This is a genomic window from Loktanella sp. D2R18 (assembly GCF_003318235.1).
GTDB lineage: Bacteria > Pseudomonadota > Alphaproteobacteria > Rhodobacterales > Rhodobacteraceae > Yoonia.
Genome location: NZ_QOCG01000006.1, coordinates 413077 through 426964, shown reverse-complemented (window position 1 = coordinate 426964; position 13888 = coordinate 413077). Strand labels below are relative to the sequence as shown.

Genomic DNA, 13888 nt, shown 5'->3' with positions numbered 1-13888 from the left:
CTGCGTCGTGCTCAGTTCAGTCTCAAGATCAGGCAAAGTCACAACGGTGGTTTCATCCGCATCATTGCCAGACGTCCCGTCTGTGTCGGTGGTCGCAGGCGCGCTCACTTGTGTTGGCACGGCTGTTGAACCGTCTGTCCCACCTTGTGGGATCACGGGTTCTGATCCTGTGTCACTGACATCCGTCACCGCATCAAGTTCGTCACCATCTTCGTCAAACAAAGGCACCGTTTCACCGCCATCAAGAACGATGTCACCCGCATCATCAACCGCAACCGCCGTCGAGGTTATCGTGGGTTGAGTTTCAAGGTCGCCGCTATCGCCGGGCTGGATAATGTATTCCGCCGTCGCAACAACAACAGGGCCTTCGCCAACGTCAAGCGTGATATTTTCGATACCAGTATCGTCAAACGTCACACCAGCCGCGGTCAAATCACCCAGACCATTGTCGTCAATCACAAGATCAGCAAGACCCGTATCGCCTGTGTTTTCGGCTGTGTACTCATAAAGGATGGTGTCACCAGCATTGCCAAAAATACCGTCACCATTGGTATCTTCAACACCCGTCACCGTCTGAACCAACTCAATCGCGGGCTCAGGGTCAGTATAAGTCACCGTAACCGTGGCTTCGTTAGAGGTATCGCCATCTTCATCGTCGACAGTGTACGACACGGGGGTCGGATCACCTGTATAGCCAATCTCCGGCGTAAATGTCACCGTACCATCGCTGTTTACGGTCCATTCGCCTTCATCAAGCACAGTCAAAGTCTTGCCATCGGTTGCCAAGGTCGCACCCGACACGCCTGTTGTCGTAAAGACAACCGTGGACGTATCCAAAGCCGTGTCACCGACAGTATCATTGCCTAAGATGTCAATGTCCTCAACAGCAGCGCCAGGTGTCTGATCTTCAACAAGATCGTTGTTAGCCACCGGTTCTGCAATAACAACGTAAGTCTCTGTATCAGCTGAGTTGGCTGAGAACATAAAGTTATCAAAAATAACATCAGCCCCGATTACGCCACCGGTTCCGGTCATAACGACGGTCATGACGGCATCGGTTTGTGAAGCGCCAGTCGTGAACGTGTTGCTAAAAGTTGTCCAAGCTGTTTGCCCAGACAATAAACCTGTATTAGATATCTCGTCAGCGGCGGTTGGCGTTGTGCCAGCATCATCGCTTAGGCGCACACTGAATTCAGGGAAAACATTGTCAGCATTGGCGCGACAAAATCTATTAAAACCAGTATAAACGTTGCCCGCATCATAGCTAACACTGTATTCTGTATTTGCCAAAAGACCCGTGATTGTCGCGGTTATAAACGTTTGGTTTGGATCTGTTGTCGCACTTTGCGCATCGTACATAGCAAAATATCCGGACCCCGGATTATCTTGATCATCTAAGCTTAGATAAATACCATCGCATGATGCCTCATTTGCGACATTGGCGCGTTCGACCGCATCCGTACTTTGCACGATCGCATATTCACCTGGGGTAATCTGTGTCGCACCCGTTCCATCGACGAATGTAAAGCTCGTCCCGCTTCCCAAGCTTGCCGCGCTGAATTCTGACGCTCCCGATCCAAACGTCCCATTATCAAAAGCCGTAAATTGGTTGCCTGATGTTGCTTGAGCAAAGGTCAGGTCGTACGATCCTGATGTGCTTGTCGTAAAAGTAACGCCAGCCGTAATGTCAGACGCAGAAATAAACCACACGGTGTCGTCGGTAATGTCCTGCACACCGGCAGATAAGACAGCATCAGAAGGAAAACCCGATACGATCACATCGTTCACTGTGTTGTTAAGCTGTGGCACAATCAGTGCGATTTGGCTGCCAGTGGTTCCGCTGTTGGCTGTTGCATCCACGGCTTGAGCCTGAGCACCGCTTGCCCCCATCGCCCAAACGATCAATCCGACTGCAACTCGGCTTCCCGTCCAAAAAATATTTCTCTCCACCGCAAATCTCCACGTATAAAATTGTCGAATCATTTGCGTAAAAATAGCAACGCACGCGAAGCTGGTATATTACGCGCGCAAAGAATTACGCCGCAGCTAAACCCTGAAGTGCATTGCGAATTGCAGATACACCACGACCTCCAAGCCACTCTTATCATTAATTTTTTCGTGATTTTCGAGGAATACTTACAACCCGTTTCAATTCCCACGGCGCTGTACAAAAGGATAGGCGTCGGCGGAATAATGGGTGCATAAAAAACACAGTTATAAAAAATTTATGAGCCGTGATTTTGGCAAATTCGTCAAGAATTTCCGAGTCGGATGTACTGGCTTCCAGACCGCCTGTAACGGGTAATTTTCCGCGTAGGGTAAGGCTGTTCATATGGTCGGGAATGTCTGGCTTGCCACAGCAAAGCTCTTGCCGCCTATTTTATATTTAGCAGATGCTAGGAGGCTTTTCGTTCAAGTGGCGAAAAGTTCCGCCCAGCAATACGCGATCCGTTAATGCACCAAAGCACCGTACCAGCGTCGTGAACCCACACCGCATGTCGGTCACGCCAGCCGCAACCCAGCCCCGCGTGTTCGCTGGAACAGGGATCATGTGGAAAGAGTCCCCGGATCAGACGGGTCAGTGCCTCGGGGTCGTAACCACCGATGATCCGCAAGCGATGCCCCCGCGATATCCATCTCAATCGCGCTTTGCGCGGACTTGGCGTCAGTCGGTGGGGCCATGTCTTTGGTCTGTGGCCGGTCCACAGTCTCGGCTGGCAGAAAGCAGGGCGTCTCATCAACCGCCTGTTCTTCAACGGCATCGGAATCAGGCGCATATCTGGAATCACGCAACCATTTGAAGATCATGTTAGCGTTCATCGCATAGCGCCGGGTGACCTGTGCCACCGAAACACTCGTTGCCGTCGTCTGAAAACAGATCGACCGCTTCTCTTCATCCGTCCAAAGTCGCTTCGTCCGTCGTGCCTGACCTGCCCCCGAGGCTCCCTCATTCATAACGAGAGTTTGCGGCTTTGGATTTCATATTCCTTGGTTTCATTTTGGGCAAGAGCGTCGTGCGCGGAGCCTTCAAATTGCCCAAGCGCACGGCACGCTTCGGCCGGTGTTCGGTTTTCCAGTGATGAGTGGGGTCTGAATTGTTGTCATCGTATCGCCAGAACGCCAGCTTGCGGCGAGCGTCAGCCCCATCCGAATCGTAAAAAGCGTGGTCGGATAGTTTTCAAGTCTGTTTGACCCGCCCTGTGATGTATTTCGAGACGACATTAAATCGTCCAAACTTTTTCAGTTTGAGCTGATACCACCGGGAACGCGGGACGCGCCCCGATGGCCTCTTTGTCGGTTTCACTCTTGAGCCGATTGCTCATCATTGATAATCTTTTCGTCTTCCTTCATTTCAAGCCACATCGCGTTCATCACGGCGAAGATCGCAGCAAGAGGAAGCCCGAGGATCCATGCAAAATACCACATAGCGTGTCCTTTCTTCAGTAAAGTGAGCTAGATTTATCGGTGACATCATCTTCGGTGACCTTGCCCCACAGGACTTTGTAGACCCAAGCCGTGTACATCAGGATGATCGGCATAAAGATCACCGTGGCGACGAGCATTACAAACAATGTCAGATGCGACGAAGAGCTGTTCCAAACCGTCAGCGAAGATTGTGGATCGCTGGAAGACGGCATGATGAAGGGGAACATTGTCAGCCCAACCGAAGAGATCACCCCAAGGATGGCCATTTTCGACACCAACAGGGTCGACACTTCGCGCCCTGCACGCAGACCAAGGAAGGTTAGCAACCCACCTGCGATCCCCATGATTGGCGCAATCGCGATCCACGGACGATCCGCATAGGCGGAAAGCCAGCTACTTGTCCGTGCCACTTCGGAATGCAGCGGGTTGGATGGGCCGTCAGTCACAAGCTCCCCAACGGTCGCGAAACCGTCGACCCCGACGGCCAGCCAAAGCCCCGCCAACACATAGGTCCCAACGGCGACAAGCGCCGCGATAGACCCGATTGCACGGGCACGGGTTTGGACGTTGCCTTCGGCCTTGAGCGTCAACCAAGCGGAACCGTGCATGACCAGCATCGACAATGACACGAGCCCAGCCAAGATCGAAAACGGATCAAGCAGGCCGATGAATTTCATGTACCATGCGCCCTCATAAATCGGCATCAGGTCATCCGTGAAATGGAACGGCACGCCTTGGATCACATTGCCAACTGCGACACCAAACAGCAGGGCTGGCACAGCGCCGGAAGCAAACAGCGCCCAGTCCCAAGTCGCCCGCCAGCGCGGATCTTCACGCTTAGACCGGTATTTGAAGGCGACAGGGCGCACGATAAACGCAGCCAAAACAACGAACATCGCCAGATAGAAACCCGAAAAGCTGAGCGCATAAAGCGGTGGCCAAGCGGCAAAGATCGCACCGCCCCCGAGGATGAACCAAACTTGGTTCCCTTCCCAAACTGGGCCGATGGTGTTGATTGCCACGCGGCGTTCAACATCTGTTTTTGCCACAAACGGGAGCAACGCCCCAACGCCCATGTCAAACCCATCCGTCAGTGCAAAGCCGATCAGCAAAACCCCAAGAAGGCCCCACCAGATCACGCGCAAGAGTTCATAGCTCATTAAGTCATGCAGGATCATCTCTATTACTCCGCAGGTGTTGCATCAGGGCGGGTGATGGCATCGGCATTGCGACGACCAGACAGCCGATCAGTATGCCGCTTGTTCCAAGCCTCGGTTGCTTCAACATCTTCATAAGGACCTTTGCGGATGTATTTCAGCATCAGCCCCATCTCGACGATGAACAAGATTGTGTAAAAGATCACAAAGCCAGCAAGCGTCAGGGCAACCTCTGTCATCGACAAGGCGCTGACTGACATCGCGGTTGGCAAGACACCGTCCACTGTCCAAGGTTGGCGGCCGTATTCGGCGACAAACCAGCCCAGTTCCGCAGCGATCCATGGGGCTGGGATCATCCAGACCGCAAGATGCAGCGCAGGCCGTGGAAAATCCATGCCCTTGAACGAAGCGCGGTAGAAGAAATACGCCATCGTTGCGATGAACCCAAAGCCAAGCCCAACCATAATCCGGAAAGCCCAGAACAATGGCCACACCTGTGGCACCGTGTCGTTCGAAGCTTGAATGATCTGTTCTTCCGTCGCATCACGCGGGTCATCGACATAGCGTTTTAGCAAGAAGGCAAAGCCCAGATCAGCCGAATGCTCTTCGAACTGCGCCAAAATAGCGGGATCAGTGGCTTCGCGGGTTTCGCGGATTTCGACCAAAGCATCATAGGCGATGACACCCGAACGAATTCGGTCTTCGGCGGTCGCAACAAGATCATTGATCCCCGGAATTTCTGTCGTCAAAGACCGCGTTCCGATCAGCCCCATCGCCCAAGGGATTTCGATGGCGTAATGGGTTTCGCGGGCCTCTTGGTCAGGAAAACCAACAAGGTTGAACGGCGCTGGCGCATCATGGGTTTCCCACATGGCCTCAATCGCGGCGAGCTTCATTTTCTGACTATGCGTCGCCGAATACCCAGATTCGTCGCCCAACAGGACAACCGAAAACGCCGAGGCCAGACCAAAGGCCGCCGCGACTGTTAAAGACCGCCGCGCAAGTTCAATGTGGCGCGACCGCAGCAGGTACCATGCCGAAACGCCAATCACAAAGACCGACGCGGTGACATAGCCCGCAGAAACAGTGTGAACAAATTTGGCCTGTGCAACTTCGTTGAACAGCACTTCGAAAAAATTCGTCATCTCCATGCGCATTGTCATCGGGTTGAATTCCGCGCCAACCGGGTTTTGCATCCAGCCGTTCGCAATCAAAATCCACAACGCCGAAAAGTTCGACCCAATGGCGACAAGCCATGCCACGACCAAATGCGCGACTTTACTCAATTTGTCCCAGCCAAAGAAGAACAGCCCGACAAACGTCGCTTCGAGGAAGAAGGCCATCAAACCTTCGATCGCCAGCGGCGCACCAAAGATGTCACCAACGTAGTGGCTGTAGTAGGACCAGTTCATCCCGAACTGGAATTCCATCGTGATCCCGGTTGCCACGCCCAGCGCGAAATTGATGCCAAATAGCATCCCCCAAAATTTTGTCATTTGCCGCCAGATCGGACGGTTCGTCATGACGTATACCGTCTCCATGATCGCCACGAGGATCGACAGACCCAACGTGAGCGGCACAAAGAGGAAGTGAAACATGACGGTCACTGCAAATTGCAGGCGCGACAGCTCTACGATCCCAAATTCCATGTCTTTTCTCCAACACGCAGGGGGATTCATCCCCTGCCCGAAATTTCATTATGGTGATGTTCTAGCGCCCGGCGCAGAACGAGCATTGATACAAGTCAATAAGTAGTATCTTTAATCTGACTTATTGGAGCGCAAAAGTGCGATCTGCGAATTGGGTCTCTATGTCGCGGTGCGCCGCAATAAGGATAGCAGCGTTAGGAAGCGCGCTGCGGATGCCTTGCAACACAGCCCGCCCGGTTTTTTCGTCCAATCCTTCTGTCGGCTCATCCAATAAAAGCAAATCTGGGCGCCGTAAAAGCGCGCGTGCCAGGGTCAGGCGGCGCGCCTCCCCGCCCGATAGCGCATCCCCATGGGTGCCTACCATTGTGTCGAGCCCTTCGCGCTGGTCCAGCAATGCCCGCAATTGCACCGCTTCCAACACGCGACAAAGGGCGGCGTCGTCGCAATCTGGTGCGACAAGGCAAAGCGCTTCGCGCACGGTGCCCCGCATCAAGACGCTGCGTTGCGGCAAGAGCGTGACGTGATTGCGCAGGGATGCTTCATCCATGTCTGTCACCCGCAGGTCACCGATTTTGATTTGCCCTTGCGCGACGAGATGCAGCCCGGCGATGGCCAAAAGCAGGGTTGATTTGCCCGCCCCGCTTTTGCCGGTCAGGGCGACCGTTTCGCCCATTTGGATGTTCAGGCTCAGGTCGTTAAAGATCAGCGCGTCTGACTGCGGACGGGTCAGACAGACCGCATCGACCTGCAACACACCTGTGGTTTCCTTTGCTACGCCAGTTTCGGGCAGCGGTGTTGCGACATCGCGCGCGACCCGCCGCGCCGCTTCGGCCATGCGCCCATAGTCGCTTGCCGCGCGGCGCAGCGGGGCCACGGTTTCCGCCAGAGCCAAAGCCGCAAAAAAACTAAGTGCAGCAAAGGCTGGCGCGATCGCCCCGCCCTGTACCGCCGCAATGCCAATCCACAACGTCCCGCCTGCGACCACGGCGCCAAGGATTGAAAAGGCAGCGCCAGAAACGCGCCCGAATTGTTCTTGTTGGGTTTGCAGCGCCAAACGGCGTGTGTCCGCGTCGTCCACATCATCCGCCTGCACCGTCAGGTGCCCATGAACGGCCAAATCGCGGCGGGCGTGGATCATATCAATGAGCCGGGCGCGAAACGCCTGCCCGGCAGCCTCTGCCCGGCGCGACAAACGCGCGGTCTTATGTGTGGCTTTCCAGCCGATCACGAGCGCACCCACCACATAGCCTGCAAAAATCCACAAAGCGATGGGCAGGCTCACCAGCCACCACAGCATCACAAAGGCCAGCATTTGCGTCACAAGCCCAGCGATCACAGGCAAGACCAGCCGCAGCGAAACCCCATCAAGAGCATCGACATCAGCCGTTAGCCGGTTCAATGCCTGTGCTCCGCGGATACGCACCATCCGTGGGTAAGGCGCAACCATTAGACCGGCCAGCAACCGCATTCGCAGCACTTCGAGCGCTCGCAATGTCGCGTCATGGGTTAAAATACGTTCACCATAGCGCGCCGCCGCCCGGCCCAGCGCAAGGAAACGCACCATCGCGGAGGGTCGAAACACATCAAAGACCGCGCCGACACCTGCAAGCCCCGCAGCAGCCGCAGCCGTGATAAACCAACCCGACAGCCCAAGTAGTGCGGCCCCCATCACGAGCACCACAAACCCAAGCACCGCGCCACGCCACAGCGCCGCAGGCTGCGCGCGCAAGATCAGCTTAAAAATCGTCCAAAGGGCGGTCATTGCGCACCCCCAATCGTGATGATCCGGTCCATCTTGGCAGCAAGCGCCGCATCATGGGTCGCCACGATCAACGTGACGCCTTTGGCGGCCTGTGCCAGCAAACCTTCGGTAACGGCGGCAGCCGTTTGCGCATCCAAATCGGCGGTCGGTTCATCCGCCAAAATAATATCTGGTTTACTATAGATCGCACGCGCAAGCGTCACCCGTCGGGCCTCGCCGCCAGACAAGCCGCCGCCCGTTTCGCCCAGCCGCGTATGCAGACCTTGGGGCAAACCCGCGACAACATCCATGACAGCCGCTTGTTTCAGCGCGTCGGTCGGGTCACCCCCATCGCCAAGCGTCAGATTGTAGCGCAGGCTCGCGTTTAGAAAATGCGGCGCTTGTGGCATCCAACCTATCCGCGCGCGCCAAGGGTCGGCAGTTTCGCTGTTCAGCGGATGCCCAGCAACCATTAGATCGCCGGCAACCGGCTGAACCAATCCCGCAATGGCCCGCAGTGTCGATGTTTTTCCCGTACCGCTTGCCCCCATAAGCGCCACGGTTTCACCTGCCCGAATTTCAAAATCATTCAGGGCAATCCCGCCATGCAATGACGCGCCACGCAGTTCAACGCTTGCCGGCCCATCAAGGCGCGCTGACGGACCGCCCTGCCCCATCAGCGTTTGTGTATCTGTGCGATCCCAAGCGCTGAGCTCCTCAAGCACCGCATCCGCCGCAGCCTTATCGTGCCACGCTGCGGCGAGATCACGCAGGGGCTGATAAAACTCCGGCGCAAGCAAAAGCAGGAATATCCCCACCTGCGGCGTCACCGTGCCGCCCCAAGCCCCAAACTCCAATGCCCCTAGTAAAGAAAACCCAACGTAAACGGCAATCATCGCGACGCCAATCGCGGCAAAAAGCTCTAACACGGTGGACGATAGAAACGCGACCCTTAGCACTGCCATTGTCCGTTGACGTAGCCCTTGGGCTTGGGTTTCGAACCCCGACAGCACAGCATCTTGAGCCCCGAGTAGGCGAATATCGACCACGGCTGACAAGCGTTCAACCAACAGATCGTTCAAGGTGCCAACCTCTGCCATCTGATCGCGGCTGGCCTCCTTTGCCGCCATGCCCACCAGCGCCATAAAGACTGGGATCAACGGGCCGGAGATGACAAAGATAACGGCGACGGCCCAAGATTGCCAAACGGCAAGGGCCAAAATGACCAGCGGAACCACCATGACCCGCGCCCGCGCGGGGGCATAGCGGGTGATGAATGGGGCCAGCAGATCTAGTTTTTCGCCCGCGAGCGCCGCAATGCTGCCCGCGCCGCCAAAATCACAGGCCTCTGCGCGCATTGCTTCGCGCCCAACGATTAGGGCACGCGCCGCGCGGATCACCTTGATCGCAGCCTTTTCACCATGCTTTTCGGACATGTAGACCAATACGGCCCGGAGAAGGCCAAGCGCAATGAACCCCGAGGCAACAAACGCCGCCGAAACGGTTTCTCCGGTCAACAGCCCACCCAAAGCAAAGGCCACCAACCACGCCTGAAATGGCCAAATCAGGCTCGCGATGACGGCAAGCCGCGCCGCCTTTCGCTGATTTTGGTGCCCTGGCGCCAACCAACCCTTTGCGGGTTTATCGGCAGGGGTTTGCGGTTCTGAAAGATTTTGGGCAGGCAAGCGGCAACCTATAAACTTGATTCGTAGATGTCAGATATTCTATTGTCTGCCGAAGCCATCTGATCTCGATCAAATACGTCGACAGTTTTGCGTGGCATAGACGGCTAACATTTAAAATCGAAAAGACCAATATGCGCCTGACAACCCGAACAAATCTAGCGGCCCGCCTGTTGATGGCCTGCGCGGCAAACGATGGCACCGTTCTACGAACTGCGGAGATAGCCGAACGCTGTAACGCGTCGCACAACCACCTTTTGCAGGTGGTTAACATGTTGCACATAAATGGTTTTGTTACGGCCACACGGGGCCGCAATGGTGGGTTGCGTTTGGCCCGTCCCATGGCGCAGATATCGATGGGCGAAGTTTTCAGGGTGTTTGAGGCCAGCGTTCCCTTTGCTGAATGTTTTGACGCGGACACCAACACCTGTCCGCTGGTTGCGACATGTAGATTGCGCGGCTATATCGAACACGCGGTTGAAGCATTCTATCACGCATTAGACGGGGTCACCTTGGCGGATTTGATCACTGGGAACTGCGGCCTGATTGAGCTGTTGAATATGGCACCTGTCGGCGATGGCACATGTAAAGCGCCCGCCGGGCCCCTGTAACAATCTGACTTTCCACGCCCCCCTCGTCAGAACTTGCCCAAAAGCATCCACCAAAGATAGTCCAGTGGCAGCAGCACCAAAATCGTCACCACAAAAAGCGACAGTGTCACCTTGAGCAAATGGCGTGTATTTTCGCCGGCAAGCCCCATTGCAACGATCAATGGCCCAATTTGATAGGGGAACAATACGGTCGAGAAGCCAATCACTTGCGTCATTAATACCGTGTTAACCGTGAACCCTGTGGTTTGCGCCAATTCAGGGGCAAGCGGCGTCAAAACGGCAGGTGCCCCCGGCGCGGTGGTGAAAAGCGACGTGACCATGCCAAGCAGTGATAAAGAGAAAAAGTTCAAAAAATCGCTGCCCTGTTGGAATGGTAAAATCTGCAAGACCGCATGGGCAATGATATCCCCCAAGCCGCTGGCGTTCACCACCGTGCCTAATGTCAGCGCCCCCGCAACGAACAAGATCATCGAAAAATCGACTGCACTTTTAAACACAGGCGGCGGCACAAAGCCCAACTGCGGCACCATGAGCACCAGTGCCGTCGTCAATCCGATCCAAGCCGCATTGACCCCATGCAACTGATCCGTAGACCAAAAGCCCAAGGTCACCAGCAAGATCGCCAAAAGCACCCATTGGCGACGACTAGACCCGGCAACCGGCGCTGGGGCATCCGAAACCGCTGCGACACGGGCCGGAAAGAAATATAAGACAAGCCCGACGATAGCAGCCGATTTCACGATCCCCAAGACCGGATAGTGGAGCAACAAATAGTCAGCATAACTAAAATGCGCGCCCAATGATTGTTCGGCCACGCCCGACAAAATGATGTTGGGAATATTTGAAGGGAGGATCGCAAAGCTTGGCATATTAGTTCCAACCGCGATGATCACGGCGACGCCCGTGCGCCCCATCGACCCTTTTTCAAGGCCCAGCGCATCTGCGAGCGCCATGCCGACAGGCACGAGAACAGCCGCCCGACCGAGCGATGAAGGCATGACAAAACCCAAGCCCATCCCCAGAATCATCAGGCCACCGATCAATGCGGCATAACTTTTGGACAAATGCGGCCGCGCCAATGCGCCTAACCGTGCCCCAAGCCCTGAATGCGTAATCGCGGCCCCGATAACAAACCCGGCTACAACCAACCAGATCGCAGTCGACGCAAAGCTGGAAAAAACGTCCTGCGGCGCGAACAGCCCTGCAAGGATCAACGCAACAAACAAAAACGTCGACGCCACATACCCCGGCACCAATCCTGTGCCCCAGAGCGCGAGCGTAATAATTACAATCCCAAAGGTCATTCCTTGATCCGCGGTCATCCCCGCCGGGGGCATGATCGACGCCCAAACCGCCAAAGCAAGCGCGACGGCAAACACTGTTTCTTTTAATCGGATCATCGGGGCCTCTTATATAGTATATTCGTGCACTATCGCAGGTCCGCCCCGAGTGCTAGAACGACAACATGCCAAATCATGTCGTTTTTCCGCCACACACCCGCCTACCTGTGGTCGCATGGTCCGGCCTTCTTCCAAAGGGCGCAGATGTCGCGCCGCGTAGCGCCTGGGCGATGGTACTGTTCTGTTTTGATGGGTTGATGCGCGTCGAGGTCGGCGAAGATCGCTGGTTCATTCCCGACCGGTTCGGAATTTGGCTGCCAGCAGGCACAATGCCTGTGGTCGAGGCCGCGACGCAAATAGAATTCCAAGCCTTTCAGTTACAGGCCAAATTTGACGACACAACTGCGATGCCAACAGCGCCAACCGTGCTACGCGCCACGCCCTTGATGCGCGGCATTGCGCGGCGCATGACCCAATCTCCCTCCGTGCCCCAGGCCCAGTTACGGCGGCTGGGCTGGGTTGCCTTGGACGAGATTGCACGGCTAGAGCGTCCTGATCTCCACCTGCCTGGCAGTAGCGACCCCCGTGTCGCAGCCGTCATGACCCGAGTGATGGAAAGCCCACGCTTGTCCGCAAGCCTGAGCCTGCTTGCCCGGGCGACAGGCACAAGCGAACGCACGCTCAGCCGTCTTTTTTTGCATGAAACAGGCATGACATGGCGCGAATGGCGGGACAGGATGCGTTTTGTGCTGGCGCTTGAAGGGTTGCAGCAGGGGCAAAGCAGTACCGCGCTGGCGGACGCATTGGGGTATTCAGGCCCATCGGCCTTTGTGGCGGCGTTTCGACGCCAAAGTGGGATGACCCCAACCCAATGGCGTCATCAGCGTTAATGTAACCGCGCTTAGCGATTTGCGAAGTAATCCAACGGAACCTTCAGGTACGCGCGCCCGTTTTCTTCGGCATCTGGCAACCGCCCGCCGCGCATGTTGACCTGCAAAGCCGCCAACATCAGTTTGGGCAAAGCCAGCGTGGCATCACGGGCGTCACGCACCGCGCGATACTCGGCCTCGGTTGGGGCGTCTTTCCAATGGATATTGGCGGCCCGGTGTTCAGCAACGCTTGCCTCGCAGGCGGCATCGCGCCCGGGGGCATAGTCGTGCCCCACAAAAACCCGCGTCTCTTGCGGCAAATCGAGGATCGCGGAAATACTGCCGTAGAGATCAGCCGAGCTACCGCCCGGAAAATCCGCGCGCGAACTGCCACTGTCGGGCATCATCAACGTGTCATGGACAAAGGCCGCATCGCCCGCAACATAGGTGATCGATGCCAAGGTATGACCCGGCGAAAACATTACCTTCACAGGCACATTGCCTACCATAAATACGTCGCCATCGGCAAACAAGCGATCCCATTGGCTGCCATCCGTCGGGAAATCCTGAGGCAGATTATAGATGCCCTGCCAAAGCGTTTGCACGCCCGTCACCTTTTCACCAATTGCCGTAGGCGCGCCCGTTTGTGCCTTGATCCAAGGGGCTGCAGAAAAGTGATCGGCATGCGGGTGCGTGTCCAGAACCCAGACAAGATCGATGCCAGTCTTATTCACATAGTCCAACAGACGTTCCGCGTTTTTGGTAGATGTCGCCCCAGCCAGCGGATCGAAATCCAACACAGGATCGACGATAGCCCCTTTCATGGTGTCGGGGTCGTGGAATACATATTGCCAGCTTCCGGTCGGTGCGTCCCAAAAGCCCTTTACGATTGGATTACTCATTGGTTCTCTCCTGTGCGTGATTATGGGAAGGTGGACCAAGCCCGAAGGCGTGGTCAGGAAGGATCAGCGCATGCTTGCTTTCATCATCCAAAGTTCTTTTTCATGATATTCTAGGCGATCCGTCAGAATACCGGCGGAGACTTCGTCGCCTGCATTGCCGCTTGCCTCAATGGCCCCGCGCAACGTGTCGGCAAGAGCCTCATGACCAGCGATCAGTTTTGTCATCATCTCACCCGAAGACTGTGCTGGCGTATCTTCCGGTGCGGCCAGTGCCATCAGGTCGGCAACAGACCCCGGCGCGTAGGCGCCCTGCGTACGAATACGTTCGGCGATCTCATCCAAAGCACCCCATAGGTTCTGGTATTGCTCTTCAAACAACACGTGCAACTGACGGAAGTTGGGGCCTTCTACGTTCCAGTGATACCCGTGGGTCTGGACATAAAGGCGGAATGTTTCGCCCAGAACGGCGTTCAGGGCGGCGATGTTCTTTTGGGATGCGGTTGTCATGGGT

At 55.9% G+C, this 13888-nt stretch carries 12 protein-coding genes; 2 read left to right on the top strand and 10 right to left on the bottom strand.

The window, feature by feature from the left end; all coding sequences use genetic code 11:
- The 7 genes from DS901_RS04850 to cydD form a co-directional block, all read right to left on the bottom strand.
- Positions 1-1950, bottom strand: a 1950-nt coding sequence (locus DS901_RS04850) for a DUF7507 domain-containing protein (RefSeq protein WP_441328177.1), incomplete at its 3' end; no start/stop codon positions are given.
- Between the two features lie 597 nt (positions 1951-2547).
- The gene (locus tag DS901_RS04835) at positions 2548-2955 is read right to left on the bottom strand and encodes a transposase (protein ID WP_258546649.1); all 408 of its coding nucleotides are present in this window, start codon (positions 2953-2955) and stop codon (positions 2548-2550) included.
- 345 nt (positions 2956-3300) lie between these two features.
- Complete coding sequence (cydX, locus tag DS901_RS04825; protein WP_113775778.1) at positions 3301-3426, bottom strand: cytochrome bd-I oxidase subunit CydX; 126 nt, start codon at positions 3424-3426, stop codon at positions 3301-3303.
- 14 nt (positions 3427-3440) lie between these two features.
- Positions 3441-4604, bottom strand: a complete 1164-nt coding sequence (gene cydB / locus DS901_RS04820) for a cytochrome d ubiquinol oxidase subunit II (protein WP_113775777.1) — start codon at positions 4602-4604, stop codon at positions 3441-3443.
- A 5-nt stretch (positions 4605-4609) separates the two neighbouring features.
- Positions 4610-6232, bottom strand: coding sequence for a cytochrome ubiquinol oxidase subunit I (locus DS901_RS04815; protein WP_113775776.1), 1623 nt, complete (start codon positions 6230-6232; stop codon positions 4610-4612).
- A 121-nt stretch (positions 6233-6353) separates the two neighbouring features.
- Positions 6354-7994 (bottom strand): thiol reductant ABC exporter subunit CydC, encoded by a 1641-nt coding sequence (gene cydC, locus DS901_RS04810; RefSeq protein ID WP_113775775.1) that lies wholly within the window; start codon positions 7992-7994, stop codon positions 6354-6356.
- Positions 7991-9658: a thiol reductant ABC exporter subunit CydD gene (gene cydD, locus DS901_RS04805; RefSeq protein WP_258546648.1), complete on the bottom strand. Its 1668-nt coding sequence runs from the start codon at positions 9656-9658 to the stop codon at positions 7991-7993. Before cydD ends, cydC begins: the two co-directional genes overlap by 4 nt.
- 131 nt (positions 9659-9789) lie before the next feature.
- Between cydD and DS901_RS04800 the strand changes: the two genes are divergently transcribed.
- Positions 9790-10266 carry an RrF2 family transcriptional regulator gene (locus tag DS901_RS04800; RefSeq protein ID WP_113775774.1) on the top strand — a complete coding sequence of 159 codons (477 nt, stop codon included), beginning with the start codon at positions 9790-9792 and terminating at the stop codon, positions 10264-10266.
- 26 nt (positions 10267-10292) lie between these two features.
- On the opposite strand, the gene DS901_RS04795 is transcribed toward DS901_RS04800, so the two are convergent.
- Entirely contained in the window at positions 10293-11666 is a 1374-nt protein-coding gene (locus DS901_RS04795; RefSeq protein WP_113775773.1) for an SLC13 family permease, read from the bottom strand.
- A 65-nt stretch (positions 11667-11731) separates the two neighbouring features.
- On the opposite strand from DS901_RS04795, the gene DS901_RS04790 reads away from it, so the two are divergent.
- Positions 11732-12496, top strand: coding sequence for an AraC family transcriptional regulator (locus DS901_RS04790; protein ID WP_113775772.1), 765 nt, complete (start codon positions 11732-11734; stop codon positions 12494-12496).
- Positions 12497-12507: 11 nt separating this feature from the next.
- Here DS901_RS04790 and DS901_RS04785 read toward each other — a convergent pair whose 3' ends face one another.
- Both DS901_RS04785 and DS901_RS04780 read right to left on the bottom strand, forming a co-directional pair.
- Positions 12508-13377, bottom strand: a complete 870-nt coding sequence (locus tag DS901_RS04785; protein ID WP_113775771.1) for an MBL fold metallo-hydrolase — start codon at positions 13375-13377, stop codon at positions 12508-12510.
- Between the two features lie 63 nt (positions 13378-13440).
- Entirely contained in the window at positions 13441-13884 is a 444-nt protein-coding gene (locus DS901_RS04780; RefSeq protein ID WP_113775770.1) for a Dps family protein, read from the bottom strand.
- Positions 13885-13888 lie beyond the last annotated feature (4 nt).